Origin of the sequence: Maribacter zhoushanensis, from assembly GCF_029350975.1 — a bacterium.
GTDB classification, from domain to species: Bacteria; Bacteroidota; Bacteroidia; order Flavobacteriales; family Flavobacteriaceae; genus Maribacter; species Maribacter zhoushanensis.
In genome coordinates, this window is record NZ_JARKMR010000005.1 from 94,702 (window position 1) to 114,797 (window position 20,096).

Annotated in this window: 16 protein-coding genes and 1 pseudogene; 15 read left to right on the top strand and 2 right to left on the bottom strand. The window is 33.4% G+C overall.

Annotated elements, in window-relative coordinates; genetic code table 11:
• Positions 1–37: 37 nt before the first annotated feature.
• Positions 38–691, top strand: coding sequence for a uracil phosphoribosyltransferase (gene upp / locus PXD56_RS15295; protein WP_276494215.1), 654 nt, complete (start codon positions 38–40; stop codon positions 689–691).
• On the opposite strand, the gene PXD56_RS15300 is transcribed toward upp, so the two are convergent.
• On the bottom strand, positions 692–3,199 hold the full coding sequence (locus tag PXD56_RS15300) for a cation-translocating P-type ATPase (RefSeq protein ID WP_276494216.1): 2,508 nt from the start codon (positions 3,197–3,199) through the stop codon (positions 692–694).
• Between the two features lie 137 nt (positions 3,200–3,336).
• Between PXD56_RS15300 and PXD56_RS15305 the strand changes: the two genes are divergently transcribed.
• The gene (locus PXD56_RS15305; protein WP_276494217.1) at positions 3,337–4,095 is read left to right on the top strand and encodes an RNA polymerase sigma factor; all 759 of its coding nucleotides are present in this window, start codon (positions 3,337–3,339) and stop codon (positions 4,093–4,095) included.
• A gap of 109 nt (positions 4,096–4,204) precedes the next feature.
• Here PXD56_RS15305 and PXD56_RS15310 read toward each other — a convergent pair whose 3' ends face one another.
• Complete coding sequence (locus tag PXD56_RS15310; protein WP_276494218.1) at positions 4,205–4,666, bottom strand: pyridoxamine 5'-phosphate oxidase family protein; 462 nt, start codon at positions 4,664–4,666, stop codon at positions 4,205–4,207.
• A gap of 194 nt (positions 4,667–4,860) precedes the next feature.
• Here PXD56_RS15310 and PXD56_RS15315 point away from each other — a divergent pair, with 194 nt between their 5' ends.
• From PXD56_RS15315 to PXD56_RS15375, 13 genes and pseudogenes are all read left to right on the top strand, one after another.
• Positions 4,861–7,008: a VIT and vWA domain-containing protein gene (locus PXD56_RS15315; protein WP_276494219.1), complete on the top strand. Its 2,148-nt coding sequence runs from the start codon at positions 4,861–4,863 to the stop codon at positions 7,006–7,008.
• Positions 7,009–7,243: 235 nt separating this feature from the next.
• Positions 7,244–7,807: a hypothetical protein gene (locus PXD56_RS15320; protein WP_276494220.1), complete on the top strand. Its 564-nt coding sequence runs from the start codon at positions 7,244–7,246 to the stop codon at positions 7,805–7,807.
• 21 nt (positions 7,808–7,828) lie between these two features.
• On the top strand, positions 7,829–8,722 hold the full coding sequence (locus PXD56_RS15325; RefSeq protein WP_276494221.1) for an SH3 domain-containing protein: 894 nt from the start codon (positions 7,829–7,831) through the stop codon (positions 8,720–8,722).
• Positions 8,723–8,731: 9 nt separating this feature from the next.
• Positions 8,732–9,763: a hypothetical protein gene (locus PXD56_RS15330; protein ID WP_276494222.1), complete on the top strand. Its 1,032-nt coding sequence runs from the start codon at positions 8,732–8,734 to the stop codon at positions 9,761–9,763.
• A 22-nt stretch (positions 9,764–9,785) separates the two neighbouring features.
• Complete coding sequence (locus PXD56_RS15335) at positions 9,786–10,517, top strand: SH3 domain-containing protein (RefSeq protein WP_276494223.1); 732 nt, start codon at positions 9,786–9,788, stop codon at positions 10,515–10,517.
• 64 nt (positions 10,518–10,581) lie between these two features.
• Positions 10,582–13,614, top strand: a complete 3,033-nt coding sequence (locus PXD56_RS15340; RefSeq protein WP_276494224.1) for a sensor histidine kinase — start codon at positions 10,582–10,584, stop codon at positions 13,612–13,614.
• Positions 13,615–13,621: 7 nt separating this feature from the next.
• Positions 13,622–14,371, top strand: coding sequence for a LytR/AlgR family response regulator transcription factor (locus PXD56_RS15345; protein ID WP_276494225.1), 750 nt, complete (start codon positions 13,622–13,624; stop codon positions 14,369–14,371).
• 202 nt (positions 14,372–14,573) lie between these two features.
• A complete protein-coding gene (locus PXD56_RS15350) occupies positions 14,574–14,798 on the top strand; it encodes a helix-turn-helix domain-containing protein (RefSeq protein ID WP_276494226.1) in 225 nt (74 codons plus the stop codon).
• Positions 14,791–15,279: pseudogene (locus PXD56_RS18600) on the top strand (ATP-binding protein); the annotation flags it as partial. The gene PXD56_RS15350 and the pseudogene PXD56_RS18600, both read left to right, overlap by 8 nt.
• 1,590 nt (positions 15,280–16,869) lie before the next feature.
• Complete coding sequence (locus PXD56_RS18605) at positions 16,870–17,220, top strand: ATP-binding protein (RefSeq protein WP_338088469.1); 351 nt, start codon at positions 16,870–16,872, stop codon at positions 17,218–17,220.
• Between the two features lie 6 nt (positions 17,221–17,226).
• Entirely contained in the window at positions 17,227–17,895 is a 669-nt protein-coding gene (locus tag PXD56_RS15365) for a hypothetical protein (RefSeq protein WP_276494229.1), read from the top strand.
• Between the two features lie 7 nt (positions 17,896–17,902).
• On the top strand, positions 17,903–18,529 hold the full coding sequence (locus PXD56_RS15370; protein ID WP_276494230.1) for an HNH endonuclease: 627 nt from the start codon (positions 17,903–17,905) through the stop codon (positions 18,527–18,529).
• Positions 18,522–20,093, top strand: coding sequence for an Eco57I restriction-modification methylase domain-containing protein (locus PXD56_RS15375; RefSeq protein WP_276494231.1), 1,572 nt, complete (start codon positions 18,522–18,524; stop codon positions 20,091–20,093). Before PXD56_RS15370 ends, PXD56_RS15375 begins: the two co-directional genes overlap by 8 nt.
• The last annotated feature ends 3 nt before the right edge of the window (positions 20,094–20,096 follow it).

Genomic DNA, 20,096 nt, shown 5'->3' on the forward strand with positions numbered 1-20,096 from the left:
TTTGAAAAGAGTATCTAAGAATTAAAATATAACATTCATGACCATTCATAATTTAGGAGATCAAAATTCAGTTCTCAATCAGTTTATTTCAGAAATACGCGACTTACAGATTCAAAAAGATCCCATGCGATTTCGTAGAAATATAGAGCGAATTGGAGAGATTTTAGGTTATGAGTTTAGTAAAGAATTAGCATACCATGCTAAAACTGTAGAAACTCCGCTTGGCACCAAATCTATGCATTTAAGTCAAGATCAGGTAGTTATATGCTCTATTTTAAGGGCAGGTTTGCCATTGCATCAAGGACTTTTAAATTATTTTGATGCGGCTGAAAACGCCTTTATTTCTGCCTATCGTAAACATGAAAACAATGAAGATGATTTTGAAGTTGTGGTAGACTATTTTGCGGCTCCGTCTTTAGAGGGTAAGGTATTGGTGTTAACAGATCCTATGTTGGCTACAGGGAGAACTTTGGAAAATGTGTTAAAGGGTTTAAAAGACCATGGTACACCAAAGCAAATTCATATCGTATCCGTTATTGGATCTAAAACAGGTATAGATTATATACAAGATATTTTTCCAGAAAGCACACATTTATGGATTGCCGCAGTAGATCCAGAATTAAATGCTCGTGGTTATATTATTCCAGGTATAGGTGATGCCGGTGATTTGGCATATGGTCAAAAGCTGTAATTAAACCTTTTTCTTAGATCGTTTAATTCCTTTTACAAGTTCATACCAAAGTACAGAAATAGCACCTATCAGTATTGTGGTGCCTAGCTGTGTTATAGTTAAACTTTCAAACTCAAAGAAACGTGTTAATACGGGAACGTATAGCAATGAAAATGAAAGTATGATAGTTAGACTTATGATTAGAGGAACCAGATTATTTTTGTATTTCAAGGTGGTGAATATGGAATAATAGAAAGAACGATTTACCAAGGTCAAAAATATATTGGCAACAATGAGCACCATAAATACCATGGTACGTGTTGTATTTTCAGAGAAACCTACCGATACCGAATATTGGTAAGCTACTAACGCACCAATAGTTATAATTAATCCTTGTATAACACTGGTAGTAAGTTCTTTATAGTTAAAGAAAGTAGTAGAAAAAGGTCTAGGTTTCTTAATCATTAAATTTTTCTCCATCGGTTCGTTTTCAAAGGTGATAGAGCAGGTAGGGCCCATGATCAATTCTAAAATAATAACATGTGAGGGAGAGAATATATTTGGGTATACCCACCGTAACGCCAAAGGAATAAATACGGTGAGGATGATGGGTATATGTATTGATATGATATACTGAATCGCCTTTTTTAGGTTGGTATAAATTTTTCTACCCATGGCAACGGCATCTACCATTCTAGATAGATCATCATCTACTAAAATAAGAGATGCTGCTTGTTTGGCAATTTCAGTACCTTTTTTTCCCATGGCAATACCAATGTGCGATGCCTTCAAAGCCGGACCGTCGTTTACACCGTCACCAGTCATTGCAACCACTTCATTGTTTTTCTTTAGTGCATTTACAATTCTCAGTTTTGCATCGGGGAACATTCTTGAGAATACATTGATATCCTTTACCCTTTCTTGTAATTCAATATCTGAAAGCTGCATTAATTCATCGCCTGAGATACATTTTTCGTACCCTTTAAAATTAATCTGTTTGGCAATTGCCATTGCCGTATTTGCATTATCACCGGTAACCAATTTTACTGCTATACCGGCATTGTCAAAGTCTTGCAGTACTTGTTTAATATTTTCTTTTGGTGGATCATAGAAAGCGATAATGCCTTTAAAATCAAATTTAAAATCTTGTTGCTCTTTAGGGTAATTTTCGCCTTCGAATATAGCCAGGCCAACAGCAAGCATTCTATACCCATCTTTACCTAAACTGGTTAATGTAGTTTGTATGATGTCAATTTCAGGAGAAGTAAGGTTAGATACCGCAATAATAGCTTCCGGTGCTCCCTTTGCTGCAATTATTTGGTTACCACCTGCATTCTGAAATACGTGGGTCATCATTGGCGGTTTGCCACCTAAAGGGTATTCATGAACCATTTTATAATTTGGGCGCTCATCGTTTTCTGTTAGCCTAGCGTATGCATTATGGATGGCAATTTCCATAGGGTCAAACGGTATAGGTTCACTTGCCCACATAGAGGTGGTAACCAAGTCTTTTTCATCAGTGCCTAAAATATCTTTAGTATTGACGATAGTGCCGGTTTTCAATGTAAATAGTTTGGCTAAAGCCATTTTGTTCTGTGTAATGGTACCTGTTTTATCCGTACAGATTACGGTGGCACTACCTAGGGTTTCAACAGTTTTCATCTGTTTTACGACAATACCCATTGTCATTAGTCGCCATGCACCCAAAGCCATGAATGTGGTAAATGCAACAGGTATTTCCTCGGGAAGAATACTCATGGCCAAGGTCAATGCTTTTAATAGACTGTCTAGAACAATGCCAGAACGCAAGTAGTTTATGCCCCAAACCAATAAAAATATAATACCTCCCCAAATGGACATCAACTTAACAAAGTTGAAAATCTTTAATTCTAAAGGTGTTTTTTCTTCGGTAATGTCTTCAAGGCTTTTTCCAATTTTACCAAGTCTGGTCAAGTTTCCAATAGCGGTAATCTCGGCAATCGCTAATCCGCTGGCAACGGTGCTTCCTGTGAAAATAAAATTATCAGTACTGGTAGCATCTTTATATACAGAAAGAGACTCTCCGGTTAAAATAGACTCATTTACAGAAAAATCGTTAGAATGTATAATAGTGCCATCTGCAGAAATGGTAGTGCCTTCCTCAACCATTAAGAAATCGCCAACAACAATATCTTGACTATCAATTTCAATAACCTGAGCATTACGTATAACTTTACTTTTGGGAAGAGTAAGATTTTTGAGATTCTCTAATGCCTTTCTACTGCGTGAATCTTGATATAATGATATTGACCCAACAAGTACAATGGCAGTTGCCAAGAAAACACCATCTCCCCAATTACCGGTTATAAAATAGATAGATGAAGCTATAAGCAATAAAATGACCATGGGCTCTTTAGCAATGCTTTTAAGCGCATCTAAAAAGCTGTTCTCTTTCTTATAATTGAACGAATTTAGACCATGTTCTTTTTTAGAAGCCTCTACCTGTTGGTCGGTTAGTCCGGTAATTCCAAAATCTTTAGGATTGATCATGGGCTAGTTATATTTAATTAAAAAGTAAGAAGTACTAAAGTATCTGAAATCTTTAGGTAACTCACTGACATTTATCATATGAATTACGCCTATAAGTTTGCAATTTTATGATGTAATAATCTTAAAAGTAACATATTATGGAAACTGCTATGAATGATGTAAAAATAATAATGAAAGAAACCTATTCTAAGTTAGTTAGCTTTAAGCGTAAAGAAAATAGGAAATCTTTTAATACGGAGCTATTAAAGGTATTACCAAAAATTTATAGATATGTATCTAAAAGATTGAATAGTGCCGTTGCCAATGGTAAATTAAATAAGGGTATGTTCAACCCGAGCGATTTTACCGATCAGCTTTTTATAGAAGTGTATGATAATATTGATGATATAAAGAGTGAAAATGAGCTACATGTTTTTCTATTTAAAAAAGTAGATGAATTATTGGAAGACAGTTTGGTAGAAGAGGAATTTGATCATGTTTTCTTTGATAATATAGATACATACTCTAAACCCGAGTGGGATGCTATGGAAGAAAATTACACCCAAGATGGCGATGGTGATTTCTTGCTCTTAGAAGAATTGGACGATAGTTCTTTAAATAAAAGTAATTATACTTTAGACCATGTTTTTATTACTGATGAAGAAAAGCAATTAGCCGATAAGCTTGATGCTACATTGGATAAGGAACGAATATATAAACACATACAGTTGGTATTAGATAAAATGAATTTACCCATGAGAACGGTATTTGAACTCTTTACCAATGAAGGCTTGACTACTGAAGAAATCGCCGATATACGCAAAACTACCTTAGAACAGGTAGAGGAGTTGTTGGCTTCGGCAAGGCAACTGCTTAAGAATAGTTTTGAGAAACGATTTCTTATAGATAGCAATTAAAATTGAAAAAAAGCTCTCATTTAAATTAGAGCTTTTTTTTTCATTATAAATAGTAATAATCACGGGACGGTAACAACTGAGGTATTTGAATTAAAATATTTTATCTCGATTATTTATCGGTTACTCTTAGTTTTCCCTTCAGTTCGTTGATGTTGATCCTAAAAATGATAGGAGCATCTTCGGTATCAATTTTTGCAGAGAACTCACTTATACATTTTGGGTGTTCTCCGTAGTTAGTTGCGATTACTTTTTTAACTCCCTCAGAAAATTCATGTAGCATATGTTTTGCATCTATACGAGAAAGTTCCTCAAAAGTGCCTTGCAATAGAACAGATTTCCAGTCTACAATGGAGGTTATTTCATCTATCGATAAACATACAGCCGTATTTTTTCTCATTTCCTGAATTTTATGACCTTCAGAAGAATAGCTAGTAATAGTGTTAGTTTCAGAATCGTAGAAATAGGTGATGGGTACAATATGTGGACATCCGCCAGAAATATAAGCCAGTCTACCAATGTAGTTCTGTGCCAATAATGTTTTGCATTCTTGTTGATTTAAATTTCTTCTCATGACCTATGGTTGTTTGTTGATGCGATAAAAGTATAAATCATTGAATTAGTGGTACATGATATTGGTCAGTAGTAGAAAAACTATAGTAGACTACGAATTCTAGTTCAACCCCAACGAATACTAAAAGGTGCCTATTTTACGAGTAGTTCGCAGTTAGATTTGACTTCAAATAATAATAATCTAAAACTACGATCATGAAACTTCTTTACACCTTTTTACTGTGTTGCACCATCTTCACAGGCTTTTCTCAAGATAATGACAGTCCGTATTTATTGGTATCTACAGAAGATGCAGTCATACCCTTAAAATCTTCTAAAACAGAAGTTGAAATATCTGGTACTATCGCTCATGTTCGTGTGACACAGGTATATCAAAATAATGGGGCAGGGGCAATAGAAGCTAAATATGTATTTCCGCTTTCTACTCAAGCAGCGGTGCATAAAATGCAGATGACCATTGGTAATAGAATTGTAAATGCCAAAATATTTGAAAAGCAAGAAGCTCAAGAAGTTTATGAAGCGGCTTTGAACGAAGGCAAGCGAGCAGCGAAGTTAGATCAAGAAAGACCTAATGTATTTAAAATGAACGTGGGTAATATTATGCCTGGTGATGAAATTGCCACTGATATCTATTACACAGAAATATTAGTGCCTGTAAACGGAGAATATCAATTTGTAGCACCAGGTGTTGTAGGTCCTAGGTTTACTGGCGAGAGCACTCAAAACGAAGAAAGTTTTAATATGCCTTATACGGCAAAAGGAATAGCGGATAGTTTTGATTTTGACATGACCGTAACCCTAAATGCGGGTATGATCATTCAGAATATTAATAGTAGTAGTCATAAAGTAACGGTGAATCATCCTAATGCAAAAACAGCAGAAGTCTTTTTATCCGAAGAGAATGAGCATCCGTCTAATAGAGATTTTATATTGAATTACAACCTTAGGGGAAATCAAATTCAAACGGGGTTATTGTTATACGAAGGTGAAGATGAGAACTTCTTTACTTATCAAATGGAGCCTAGTAAGAAGGTGGTTTTAGATGATATTCCTGCAAGAGAGTACTTGTTTATTGTAGACGTATCTGGTTCTATGAATGGGTATCCTTTAGAAGTATCAAGACAATTAATGCGAAACCTACTTTGCAATTTACGAATGAGCGACACCTTCAATGTTCAGTTATTTGCTTCTAGCTCAACGATGTTTAGTCAAACCCCAGTAGAATCGACCGAGCAGAATATTGAAGCAGCCATTCGTTTTTTATCAGATGGTCAAGGCGGTGGTGGTACCCAATTATTAAGTGCATTGCATGAAGCTTATAAATTACCACGAAGAGATATGAGTGTAGCCCGTTCTATGATAATCATTACAGACGGATATGTGAGTGTAGAAAAAGAAGCATTTGAACTTATTGGTAATAATTTAGATGAAGCCAATGTATTCACATTTGGCATAGGGTCAAGCGTTAACAGGTATTTAATAGAAGGCATGGCAAAGGTTTCCAACAGTGAATCTTTCATTGCAACAACATCAGAAGAAGCGGCAGAAGTAGCTAAAGACTTTGCAGATTATATAGCCACACCATTATTGACCAGGGTAAAAATAGAATCGAAAGGATTTGAGATGTATGACCTTACCCAAAAAAGCATTCCAGATGTTTTTGCTGCAAGACCCGTAATTATTCATGGTAAATACAAGGGTAAGGCAGAAGGTAAAATTATAGTAACCGGGTATCAAGGTAAAAAACGATTTAGAGAAGTGTATAATGTAGCTGACGGACAATTAAGTAAGCAGAACAAAGCCTTGCGCTACTTGTGGGCAAGAAAGAAGATTAGCGAGTTAGATGATTATAACAACTTGTTCAATGAAGATGTAAAAGATGAAGTAGTTGCCTTAGGATTAAAATATAACCTGTTGACCAATTACACCTCTTTCGTAGCTGTAGATGAAGCTATAGTAAATGAAGACGGCACCTTGACCAAAGTGAAGCAGCCGTTGCCTATGCCTAATAATGTAAACAACTCTGCCGTTGGTGCAGAAGCTGAGGTCAAAGAGACAAGTAAATTCAAACGCTCTTTCTCCATGCATTTTGAAAATGAAATAGCAAAGAATGTAAAAAGACAATTTACGATGGAATTTAAAGTGATGTGCAGCAAACTGGTAACAGATTACTTAAAAAAGTATGAAAGTCTACGTATTAAATTTAATGCCCATGGCGAGGTTATTCGTGTAGAAAAATTAGAAAATGGTAGCTGGGTAGTTGATGAAAGTATGCAGTTAGCGTTTGAGAAAATCAGTTTAAAGTCCGTAAAAAAAGAGATGACTTTAACGTTGAAAAAATAGGTAGTTAGTTTTGGTTAGTTGGTTCTCCGAAAGGAGAAGAAAACCTGTAAGATGTGTGTCATTTTGCAGGTTTTTCTTTTGCAATAATTTGAAGAATGAACATTTGCAACCTGAATAAATACGCCATGTTCAACGAATTCTAGATGAGGTGCTACGAATACTAGAACACCCTCATAAAAGCCCTGTCTCTGCTGTAATTTAGTAGTGTAGAAACATAACAACTAAAAATATTATCATGAAAAAATTCATTCTTTTAGCTTTCATATTCAACATTTGTATAACCAATGCACAAGAGTTTCAATTGACCGATAGTTATGATATCACCAACCAAAGAAGTAGTGGTCAAGAAGAGGAAGATACGTGGATGGTAGATGTAATCGTATCCAACAATCCAGAAAGTCATGTAGCAACATTATCTATATCAGATTTTGGTTTATTAGATGAAATACGCATCTCGGTTTTAAGTAATCCTGATCTAGAGGATATCAATGAAATTTTAAAAGTAACACTAGAGTATAACTCTTGTTGTTCAAGCACAGAAGAGTTCTATTATTTGGTTACCAATGATAATGATTATATCGCATTGCCAAGTATAAAAAATGAGTATGCGTACGAACCTATTTCAGACATACATTACATTTTTCCTAATCAGTCTTTTGGCAAAGAAGGAACCATTTTAAGAGCTGCATTACAATACACCGAAACATATACAATTAAAGATATTAAAGTACTTAGAAGCATTGCCTGGAACGACGATGATTTTGATACTGAAGACGCTATAACAGCAATTAATTATTAATAACCCTTAAAATTTAGAATTATGAAAAATTTAAAGAAAAGTGCCTTATTCCTATGCTTATTCGCATTTGTAAACATCTTTGCCCAAAGCGTAGAACAAGTAGATTTTGAAGTGATGGACAAAGAAATTCCTGCTGAAGAATTAACCTATGAGTACTTATTGGCTCACAAAGTATTTCTGCGTGAAAAGCCATCTGTACGTAGTAAAAAAGTAACCTTACTTAATATTGGTACTAAAATGGTTTTGTGGGAAAAGAGCCTTTATGCTAAAGAGATTGATGGAATTAAAAGTCACTGGTACAGAGTAACTACAGGTAATGAAACCGGTTGGGTTTGGGGCGGAATGATTGCTCAGAAGTCTTTTGGAAGTATTGCGGATAACCAAGTAAAGTTTGTATACGGTTATGAAAGCAGTGCTACAAATGAAGCAGGTATGACAGAAGTAAAATACCAGTTGCGTGCCTTTAAAAACGGTCAGCAATTAGATAAAATGGTTTTGGACAGTTTGTCTGTAATTCCTGTCCATATTGAAAACCACGGTAGTCTAGGTTTGTTCAATGTAGAAGATGTAATCACGATAGATTTAGCTGATGCTGATACCGGTTACCAAGTAGGTAAAAGCTACCTGTTTTGGAACAATGGTAGATTTAAAAAAGTAGCTAGTTTAATTGACTACGCAGATAGTAACTATTTAAAGACAGAGTCTTTTGTTTTTCCTTCAGATATGCAAGGTGTTAAGAGTACTATTTTACTGAAAACGACGATAACAAAAAACATTAAAACTTTAGATGATGCCTTTGCGCAGAACAACGTAGAATTCATTACCACTCCGTATGTATGGAACGGGTCTAAGTTGACCAAAAAAGAAGAAGTTCGTGAAATTAAAGATGATGCTGTAGTAAGTATAGACTTTTAAAAAATAGATATGAACAAGTGTTTAATTATGGTATTGGTTAGTGTGCTAATGCTTGGTGGTAAGATGCCGTTTTCGCAAAAGTCGGAGGCGGCACTTGCTTCACCTACCAAAAAAGAAATGGTACAGGAATCCATTGTTTTTATAGCTGGTTTTGATGAAGGTGATAACACCTATTATAACAATGCCAAGCAATATTTTGAAAATCAAGGATTGCCTATTGTTGATAGTTTATATACCATTGACGATATCGTCAATTATTTAAATAGAGCAGGGGAGAACCAAGTTCGTTTCAACGAAATTCATATTGTAAGTCATAGTAATGCCTGGTTGGGCATGTCTTTAAAAACAAACAGCACAGGAGAAAGAATTACAGTAAAGACCTTACAAAATGCAAAAAAAAACCATGACATAGAAACCATGTGTGATTTCATAACTAGTGATTCTAAAATCATTTTTCATTCTTGCGGGTTGGGAGAAAATCAGCCTCTTCTTCAAGAATTAAAAAATACGTTTAAAGCAGGGCAGGTAGTTGCTTCATCCTATTTCAATGTGTTTGGTGGTAAATATGCAGGTCATTATTTAGCAAAACCCTATTACGGTTATTACCCAACGGCAGAATCTTTAGGTCCGGCGCATTTATCAAAAGAGTTTAAGGAAACTTATCCAGAAGTCAATATAGATTGGTTTACTGCCATAAAAACAAGAAAGGAATCTTCTTTCGGTAAAGCCTATAGTTTCAAATTCAATATTCCGGTAGATTGGGAATTTACTTTTGATTCTGTAACTGATATACCTACATTACAAGACAAAGAGGCAATAATGGATTGGGTTTCAGAATCTCCAGAAATGGCTGAGGTTTTGTTTAAATTAAATATACCCATAGAAAAATTTCGTTGGAGAAGTACTATCCAGGGAAATAAATTGATGATAAATGGAAAAACCACCGTACTCTGTGTATTGGCACCTATTTTGCAATCTAACAATGTAAATGAATACCAAAACATTACTTTTAATGACCCTTTATTATATCAAATATTATAGGGATAACAGCGTTCGCATTAATATGAAAATTGTATTCACAATTATATTTTTAATTTTCGCATCTACTATTTTAGGGCAAGAGACATCTTTTGTTTCAGCTGAAAATGGATTAATAGTTCGTAAAAATCCAGACCAAACATCAGAGAAAATAGGCAAATTATGTTACGGTACCGAAGTAACCATAATAAAAGAAACTGAAATTGGATTAAAAATCGTTGATGCTGGGAAAACAATTTCTGGGCAATGGTTTGAAATTCAAGAATTAGTAGGAAATCTAAAAGGTTTTGTTTTTAGTGGTTATCTCACAGGAGATGAAATATTTACATTGAAAAATCCAAACGTTTCTATTCTAAAAGGTCAGCTGGATTCTGAGCAAATTACCGAAGTGATTTATAATTATTTGTCAAATAATTATCACCCAGTTGGTGAGAAATTTCAGTTAGAGTATTATGATTGGGATAAATCTAAAATTTGTTCTTTTACTCAAGAATTTAAAACGGGAATAAAGTATTCTTTATATGAATGCAAAGAAGGGGGAGGGATTACGGTAGAATTGGAGTTGCCTAAAACAAATAGAAATAACTTAATGAATTGGATAGAGGGTATTTATGAGGTGGATAATAGCGATATAGATCCAAATGTGTGGAAAGAGAACAATACTAAATTTGAGCCAAAAGAGATAAATCCTGGTTGTTATTATAAAATTGAAGAAAAAGACAATTCAACCTTTGTTGGATTATTCTGTGGGTGTTAAAGCTTATAATCTAAAAAACGTTGGTAAAGATTAAATAACTAATTACTTAAAATATAACACATATTTGAATCTGATTCTTAAATACATCGTACTGGTATTTTGTTTCTTAGGAACATTGCACCTCGCTGCACAAAATAGTCAGGTTAGGGCATATACAATAGCGGATGGTCTACCGCAATCTCAAGTTTATGATGTACTGCAAGATGAAATGGGATACTTGTGGTTAGGCACTCAAGGTGGCGGACTCGCAAATTTTGACGGTGAAAATTTTGAAGTTTGGAACGAAGGTGATGGTTTGCTTTCCAATTATATCGATGCTCTTTATACCGAGAACGATTCCCTTTTTATAGGAACCAGAAAAGGACTTTCTATAAAAGTAAAGAACAACTTTGTAAATTATAATTCCCCACAAATACTACAATTCTATAAGCCTGAAAATGTATTGTTCTTAGGGACTAAAAAAGGATTGTATACCTATGCCAAGAATAGTAAAATAAGCAAGATTAGCATAAATGCAGAAATAGATGTCAGCGAAATCAATTCCATACTTTTTGATGGAAATTACTATTGGTTAGCTACGAATAATGGCTTGTGGAAGCTTAATGAATTGAGCGAATCAGCCACTGAAAAAACAAAAATTGAAGTAAATAATTTTAAGAGTGTAATTCAGCATAACAATAAAATACTGGCTGCCACTTTTGATGATGGTGTTTTTGTAATGGATAGCGAGAATACTGATAATCAGTTTCTAATGCCGGAGCCATCGCGTATAAATTCAATGTCCATTCAAAATACAGATGAGCTTTGGATAGCCACAGATAATGATGGAATTACAATAGTTGAGACCACTAAGTTCTCTGAGCTAAAACGACTAAATAAATCTAACGGTTTAGCAACACCACACATTAGAAAAATCATAAATGATGACAACGGTAACCTTTGGATTGCAACTTCTGGTGGCGGATTCTACAAATATTTCCAGAATAATTTTAAGCATTATGACCAACGAACGGGCATAAAAGGCAATCGTATTTATGCGGTTCATAATGCCCCAGACGGATTATGGTTCTCTACTTCAGAAGCCGGCTTAGCAAAAATAGATTCCTCGGGAATTAATTCCTTACCAACTAAGGGTACATTTTTCGATGTTAAGATTAAAACGATTGATAGTGATTCAAAAGGTAATATTTGGGCAGGTTCAGATAATAGGGGATTGCTATTTCGAGAAACTAAAATGGTAGATAGTTTGGTGTTTTCGTCAAGCGAAACCTATTTAATACAAATAGATACTGTTTCCATAAAAAGAACTACCAATCATATTATAGATGAAAGCAAAGGCTTTCCGTCAGATTGGGTGCGTACCATAATTGCAGAAGATGATTTTATGTGGGCAGCCACTTATGCAAATGGTATTGTAAAATTCAATTATTACCCAGATAATGACAGTCTCGTGGTCAGAAAGACATTTTCTAAGCGAAATGGTATTGAAGACATGCTTATAAAAAGCATGGTAAAAGCACGCGATGGTAAACTATGGTATGCTACACGAAAAGGGTATTTGGGCTATATAGAAAACAATAAGGTGACCAGTGTAGAAACAGGCTTGGAACAACAAACCGCAATCGGTACCATTTTGTTTCATGATGATACTATGTATTTGGGTACATCGGGCAAGGGAATTTGGTATGCCAATAGTACAAATCCTGTAAATTTTCAGCAATTAAAAGGCAGTAAAAATCTGTCTTCAAAAAATATATATCAGCTCATTTTTGATGACCAAGGTTTTCTTTGGGCAGGTTCTGAACGTGGCGTAGATAAGATAGAACTAAATACGGATAACCAAATATTAGACGTTTATCATTTTGGCAGAAACGACGGTTTTTTGGGTATTGAAACCTGCCTAAATGCTGTTGATAAAGATGATAACGGAAATATATGGTTCGGTGCTATTTATGGGCTGACCAAGCATATGCCTAGTGAGGGTAAAAAGGCATCGGCACCCCCAACACTGTATTTTACAGGAGTAGAGGAACGTTATAAAAATATAGACTCGCTTATACTAAAAGATTGGACGAATAGCAAAAAGGTATTGCAGTTATCTCCCGATCAAACGCAACTTGGCTTTTCATTCATAACAGTAGATGTTGACCACCCTAATGAAGTAGAATACAGAACAAAATTAGATGATACTGATTGGAGTCCGTGGGTTAGGGAAAACAAACAAAATTTTGCAGGATTAGCTTATGGTGCACATACCTTTTCTGCCCAATCTAGAAATTACAGATGGCAAGAAAGTGAACCCATAACATTCAGCTTTTTTATTGATAGTCCGCTGTATAAAAAAGATTGGTTTCAATGGACGGTACTGGCTTTGGCAATTGCAATAGTATTGGCAATTGGTTGGTATTATATTCGCAAGATTAAAGCCAGAAACAAAGCGGAACAAGAACGCTTAAAAACTCAGAACTATCTATTGACTTTAGAGCAAAAAGCATTGCAATTACAGATGAATCCGCATTTTATATTTAATGTATTAAATGGGGTAAAAGCTATGGCAGGCACCAAACCGGAGAAGATGGATGCTACCATTAATAGCTTTGCCATATTGTTGCGTGAAACCTTACAGAATTCTAGAAAAGAACATATAAATTTAGACCAAGAAATTAAGGCACTACGGCATTACATAAAAGTAGAGCAATTGATGGCGCAGAAAACTTTTGAATATACTATTGATGTAAACACGGATCCCGATGCTGAAGAGATTTTGATTCCACCAATGTTGATTCAGCCTTTTGTGGAAAATGCCATTAGACATGGTATTCTGAAAGGAGACAAGGAAGGGAAGCTAGAAATAGGTTTCAATACCACAGAAACTCATTTACAGTGCAGTATTATTGACAACGGAATGGGTATTTTTAAATCGCAGAACGAAAAGCCAAAAACGGACCATCAATCTATGGCGTTGACAGTAACTAAAGAGCGATTAGAATCCATTGCCGGTAAGAATACCTTGCAAATTAGTGAGATTAAAAATGACGACGGCAGCATTGGTGGTACCAAAATTAGCTTTAAAATACCATTACTAACAGATTACTAGAAGACTTATGCATACAGCGATTATAGTAGAAGATATGATTGACGCCTTAACCCTTTTGAAAAAGGATATTGAGACGCAACACCCAGATATTGAAATTATCGCTACGGCACAGAGTGTAGTAGAAGCCGCAAAGGTGCTACGTAAAAATCAGCCCGATATTTTGTTTTTGGATATTATGTTAGGCGATGGTACAGGCTTTGATATTCTGGAAATTTTCCCCGACTTAAAATCGAAAATCATATTCGTAACGGCTAGTGATGAGTTCGCGATAAGAGCCTTCAAATTTGCAGCAATAGATTATGTTTTAAAACCATATTCAAATGACGATTTAAGTTTAGCGATTGCTCGCGCAAAAGAGCAGTTACAGCCCAATAAAGAGCGTTTACAGATTTTAAAGGAGACCATTTCAGCGCCAGAGAAAAAACCTAATAAGATATCGTTACATACGCTAGATCAAATTATCATTGTTAGTCTAGACGATATTATCAGGTGTGAATCCGATAGTAACAACACCATTTTCCACCTTCAAGATAAACGCAAGATATTCGTAACAAAGACCCTAAAATACTTTGCCGATTTATTAAGTAGTCACGATTTTGTTCGTGTACACCAAAGTCACTTGGTCAACCTACAATGCATCAGCGCCTATATCAAAACAGATGGGGGTTATTTAATGTTGAAGAATGGAGAAAACGTACCTGTATCTGTGCGAAAGAAAACCGAAATTATTGAGATTTTGGATAAGATGCATAGGTAATTAGTATCAGAAAAATGACATTTATTACTTCTTTTAAATTTAATACAGCTAAATATTATTTAAAAGTAAAGTAAGAAACTTTTATTCCGGGAATGAATTTCAATTAAAATGAAATTATTCTTGCAAATTCAAGCTGTAGTAGTATCCCGAAAATCTAAATAATTATCCTATTTTTATATATTTGTGTCAAACATTTCTAAAGATGACAGAAATAGGAAAACTCTTGGAGAAAAAATCAGTTAATAAAGCTGAAATATCCAGAAGAACAGGAATAAGTGCTTCAAGACTAAGTGAATTGAGTTTAAAAAACTCTACACGTTTGACAGCTGAAGAACTTTATTTAATTGCTTTAGCAATTGATAGCAAACCTGCTGATGTTTTAGAAGAAGTTTGCAAACATTTAAAATTAGAGGTAAATAATGACTAAGATTGCTTTCAAAGTTTCTGCAAGAGCGGGAAAATTATTGGGTAGAGAAAATTTCTCTAACCCAGAAGGAGCTATTATCGAATTAGTCAAAAACTCTTATGATGCTGATGCAAAAAACTGTCTTGTACTTTTTGACATTCCAACAAAAAAGGTAAAAGACGACGATGGAAAAGAAATTGAAATTCCTGTAAGAGAAAAAAGCATCCTTTAAATTATTGACAATGGTGAAGGAATGACTGTAGAAGTTATTAAAGACCACTGGATGCAAATTGGAACAGGCAATAAAGAGAAAGATTATATCTCTCACGATAAAAGAACTAAGACTGGAGCAAAAGGAATTGGGCGTTTTGCATTAGACAGGCTAGGATTTGAAACTGAAATGTGGACTCTTTCCAAAAATGCAAAAGATGGTATTGGCTCTTTTTGGAAAATGGATTGGAATCAATTTGATAATGCGGACAAAGCTATTTCACAAATTGAAGCAGAATTAGAGACTGAAAAAATTGACTTAAAGAGTAAAATTAAAAGCCTTACTAATGACAATGTGCTTATGGAAAAAGTTATAAGAGATTTAAACTTTGATAAAGGTACAATCATTAAAATAGCACACTTAAAAGATGATTGGTTCAACGAAGAGACATCTTCTGTCTTTAAAAGTTTAGAAGCTTTAATTCCACCAAAAGAACTTAATATTCCTTTTGAAGTCTTCTTTAAACATTTTCAACAACCAAAAGAGTTTGGTAAAGTTGATACCGCATTTTTTAACGATTTTGACTATAAACTAAAAGCTAGTTATGATGCCGAAAATCTGAATGTAGATTTCGAAATCATAAGGAATGAAATTGACATTAAGTCATTAAAAAAGAAATATCCCAACGTATATAAAAGCAAAAGTCATCCCTATGACTTACAAACCATAGAAAACAAAACATTTAAGTATTCGAAGTCTATTGACAAAGTATTAGAATGGAAACTTAATAGTTCCAATAGAAAATTATTGAAGGAGGTCGGGAGTTTTGATTTTACATTTTTTTACTTAAAACTTACAAATTCATTAAAAGAAGGCTATCCTTATAAAACTATATCTGCAAGTGAAAGAAAATCAATTTTAAAAAGATTTGGGGGTGTTAAAATATATAGAGATTCTTTTAGAGTTAGACCTTATGGAGACCCTAATAACGATTGGCTTCGATTGGGTTATCGTGCAGCACAAAGTCCTGCTGGTCCAGGTCAAAGAATTGGCGACTGGAGAGTTAGGCCAGAATCTACTGCCGGTATAATTACTATTTCTAGAAGTACTAATCCATTATTGGTAGATAAAGCTGATAGAGGTGCATTACAAGAAAATGAAACTTTTGAAATTTTCAAACTTATTCTCACGGGTATTATTAATGAATTTGAATATGATAGAACAAAAATTCTTAATCCTATCTATTTAGAACAAAAGAAGAAAGCAAAAGAAAAAAAGGAAAGCGAAATTCAAAAAAGAGCGGAAGCACTTGCTAATAAGATAATAGAACAAAGGAAAAAAGTAGAAGAGTCTATTTACGGTAAGAAAGGAAAAACTGATTTATTTGAGGAAAAGAAGGAAGAGGAAGAAAAAAAATCCTATGAAGAGGCTTTTAAAGACACCTTTAAAGCAATTGATGATGAAAAGGCAGAGCAAGAGAACCAAGAAATTGTTCAAGTACGATCATTGGCTAGCTTAGGACTCGTAGTGTCTTCTTTTGCTCATGAATTAAAGGAAATTAAAGATAATGCAGTAGAGATAAAAGAACTAGAAGTATTATTTAAATCTATTGTTCCAGAAGAAAAGAAAAAGTCTGTTGAATATAAAGACGGTATTGATATTATAGAATTATTAGATGAAAATTCTGATAAGATAATTCATTGGGTAGATTATGCGTTAACGGCAATTAAAAAAGATAAGAGAACTAGGGGAAAGTTTGAATTTTCTGGCTTCCTCAAGTCTTTAGATAAATCTTGGAGTAGAATTTTTAAGAAAAAAGATATTTCATTAAATATTGTTGATGAAACCAAAGATAACCCATACGACTTTAGAGCATTTGAAATGGATATCTCAACAATATTCACTAATCTCATAAACAATTCAATCGATTCATTCAACAATTTAACAGAGGTACAGAAAAGAATCATCAATATCTTAGCAAAAGTTAAAGATAATTCTATTGAAATATTATACTCAGATAATGGAGTTGGATTAGATGAAGTTTTTGAAGACAAGGAAGAAATATTTTTACCTTTTAAAACTGCAAAAAGGGATAGAAGAGGTAAAGAAATAGGCACAGGTTTAGGTATGTACCTAGTGAAATCTGTAATTGATGATAACAATGGAACTATCGATATTCTAGAACCAGAAAAAGGCTTTTCGGTGATGATATCATTTCTGCTAAGAAAATAAAAATTTATGGAGGCTAAATATAGAATTGGTTACATCGATGAAGATGTTAAACAAGTCAAGAAATATCAAAGACGTTTTAGAAATTATGGAATAGAAATAATTGGTTATGAATTCCATAAAGGAATGACTTTAGACGAACTAATGCATCAAGTTTATGAATCTGATATAGATTTATTGATGATTGATTATAAGTTAAACGAAACTAACCAAGTTACTTTTAACGGAGAAGTAGTAGAAAGTGAGTTTTATGACAAGAAACCTTTATTTCCGCATATTATTTTTACTAATAAGGTTGAGCAGGCTGAACCTCACGTAGAAGACTGGAAAATTATTTTTGATAAAGATGATATTTTTAGTGAAGACGATGAAGATGAGAAGAAAATACAGCATTTTATAACAACATTGTTTAAGAGTATCGAACAATATAAAAATCACGTTAATAAAAAGAAAGTCATTGTATCAGAACTATTAGAAAAGGGAGAGAAAGAAGGTTTAACAGCTTCCGAAAAAGATTTATTAGTTTCTAAACAAGAGGAATTATTAGCTTTAGATAAAAGTGAGAAAAATGAAATACCGAAGCATTTATTAACTGAAAAGACATTATACGATTTGTCTAAAACTAAAAAAGATGCCGAAGATTTTCTTCAATCTCTAATAGATAAAAGAAAAAAGTAATTGGTATATGAAAGTAAGAGCAACATTACCAATTAGAAGAACAGTTACTACTAAACAACCAACTGGTAAAAATTGGAGCGAACATAAACCTGACCTACATGAAGATTTTAATAATTGTTGTGGCTATTGTGACTCTTTTGACGGGTTTAGTCATACATATTTTGAAGTCGACCATTTTATTCCAAAGAGTCTATTTGAAAAAAATGGAAATATTGATTATTGTCAATATGACAATCTCACTTATTCCTGCAAATATTGTAATAATAAAAAGGGAAGTAAATGGCCATCAAAAGATGAAACTATTCCAAATATTAACGACCAAGGGTTTGTTGACGCTTGTCTATCTGATTATGAAAATCATTTGTATAGAACAACCTCAGGTAGTATAATGTGGAAAACAAATTTGGGTAAATGGATGGCTACTAAAGCCTTTCGATTTGATGAAAGAGAACGTTCAATAATTGTTTTGTGGAATTTGAATGAACTAAGAAAAATCATAAATGCCTTAATAGTTGAGTTAGAAAACTACCAAATTGGTGATGGTACATATGAAGTAATAAAAGAGAAATTGGGGGATTATTCTCTAAAATATTTTATTTATCATCAAGAATTGATGGAATATTATAATGAATAAAAAAAGTACAGGTTCATATTACACGCCAGCATATTTGGCAAGTTTTATTTCTAAAAGAGTCTTATCTCATTTTGGAAACCGAGCTCGTATGTCAATATTAGAGCCAAGTGTCGGTGATGGAGCATTTATTTCAGAATTAGAAAAGGAAAGAAGCATAGATATCAATTTAACTGCATTAGATATTAATAAAGTTGAATTAGAAAAAGCAAGTGATAGATGGAGCAAAAAAGCAGTTTCATTTATAGAAACGGACTTCTTAGAATTTTCAACTAGTAAAAAATATTCGGCTGTAATTGGGAATCCGCCTTATGTCAAAAAAAACATACTTACATCAAAACAAATTGCATTAAGTAAAGAAATACATTCTAATGAAAATTTGACTGAAGCGTCAGTTAAAAATATTTGGACTACATTTTTGGTGAAGGCAAATACATTGTTGGTTAAAAATGGAGTTCTAGCATTTGTCTTACCATCAGAATTATTACAAGTTAAATTCGCAGAAGAAATTAGAGAGTATTTAAAAGCTCAATTTGAAAGAATTGAAATATTTACTTTCAATGATTTAATGTTTGAGTGCAAAGGTCAAGATACCATTGTTCTTTTCGCTTTTAAAAAAGCTGATGATAAAGGCGAGTTTTTTACTAATATTACTTCTAAAGAAGCTTTAATGAACAATAGATTCATTTTGAAAAATAATGAATTGCTTGTTTCGTCAAATGTAAAATGGACACATCATTTTTTAACTTCTGATGAATTAACTTTTATAGACAACCTCAAGAATGAGCTTAAAACTGTAAATGATTATTCGATTTCAAAGCCTGGTATCGTAACCGCTGCAAATAAGTTTTTCATTATCGATAAAGAAACCGAAAAACAATATAATTTATCCAGATTTACGAAACCAATTATACAAAAGGGTCAATTTGTAAATGGAAGTGTTGTGTTTAATAACGAAGACTTAAAAAAGCTTGAGGATAATAAAAAACCTTCTAAGCTTCTTCAATTAAACGATGACGTAAAAATTTCCAAGAAGCTAAGAGAATATTTACAATTAGGTGAATTGGAAGAAATACCTGAAAGGTATAAATGTAAAATTAGAAATAATTGGTATGTTATTCCAAATATATCTGAAAAACCAGATGCATTTTTCTTTAAACGAAGCCATTTATACCCTAAACTTTTAAAAAACAATTCTAATGCATTAGTGACTGATTCTGCATATAAAGTAGGAATGAGAAATGATTATGATTTAAATAGTTTTGTATACTCTTTTTATAATACGTTGACCCTGTTATTATCTGAATTAGATGGTAGATATTATGGTGGTGGCGTTTTAGAGCTTATTCCGAGTGAATTTAAGAAATTACCTATTCCTTACATTAAAATAAACAGTATGGATTTTGATAATTTTACAACAAGTTTCAAGGAAAAGTCAAGTATTGAACAAATACTAACACATAATGACTTTAATATTCTAAATTCTACCTTAGGAATAAATAATGAGGATATAATAAAATTAACAGATATAAGGAATAAACTGAAAAAGAAAAGATTACGGAATTAAGGC

Bases quoted from the DNA above. Each gene is read 5' to 3' on its own strand.
- upp (WP_276494215.1), top strand. From the start codon at position 38: ATGACCATTCATAATTTAGGAGATCAAAATTCAGTTCTCAATCAGTTT.
- PXD56_RS15300 (WP_276494216.1), bottom strand. From the start codon at position 3,199: ATGATCAATCCTAAAGATTTTGGAATTACCGGACTAACCGACCAACAG.
- PXD56_RS15305 (WP_276494217.1), top strand. From the start codon at position 3,337: ATGGAAACTGCTATGAATGATGTAAAAATAATAATGAAAGAAACCTAT.
- PXD56_RS15310 (WP_276494218.1), bottom strand. From the start codon at position 4,666: ATGAGAAGAAATTTAAATCAACAAGAATGCAAAACATTATTGGCACAG.
- PXD56_RS15315 (WP_276494219.1), top strand. From the start codon at position 4,861: ATGAAACTTCTTTACACCTTTTTACTGTGTTGCACCATCTTCACAGGC.
- PXD56_RS15320 (WP_276494220.1), top strand. From the start codon at position 7,244: ATGAAAAAATTCATTCTTTTAGCTTTCATATTCAACATTTGTATAACC.
- PXD56_RS15325 (WP_276494221.1), top strand. From the start codon at position 7,829: ATGAAAAATTTAAAGAAAAGTGCCTTATTCCTATGCTTATTCGCATTT.
- PXD56_RS15330 (WP_276494222.1), top strand. From the start codon at position 8,732: ATGAACAAGTGTTTAATTATGGTATTGGTTAGTGTGCTAATGCTTGGT.
- PXD56_RS15335 (WP_276494223.1), top strand. From the start codon at position 9,786: ATGAAAATTGTATTCACAATTATATTTTTAATTTTCGCATCTACTATT.
- PXD56_RS15345 (WP_276494225.1), top strand. From the start codon at position 13,622: ATGCATACAGCGATTATAGTAGAAGATATGATTGACGCCTTAACCCTT.
- PXD56_RS15350 (WP_276494226.1), top strand. From the start codon at position 14,574: ATGACAGAAATAGGAAAACTCTTGGAGAAAAAATCAGTTAATAAAGCT.
- PXD56_RS18605 (WP_338088469.1), top strand. From the start codon at position 16,870: ATGGATATCTCAACAATATTCACTAATCTCATAAACAATTCAATCGAT.
- PXD56_RS15365 (WP_276494229.1), top strand. From the start codon at position 17,227: ATGGAGGCTAAATATAGAATTGGTTACATCGATGAAGATGTTAAACAA.
- PXD56_RS15370 (WP_276494230.1), top strand. From the start codon at position 17,903: ATGAAAGTAAGAGCAACATTACCAATTAGAAGAACAGTTACTACTAAA.
- PXD56_RS15375 (WP_276494231.1), top strand. From the start codon at position 18,522: ATGAATAAAAAAAGTACAGGTTCATATTACACGCCAGCATATTTGGCA.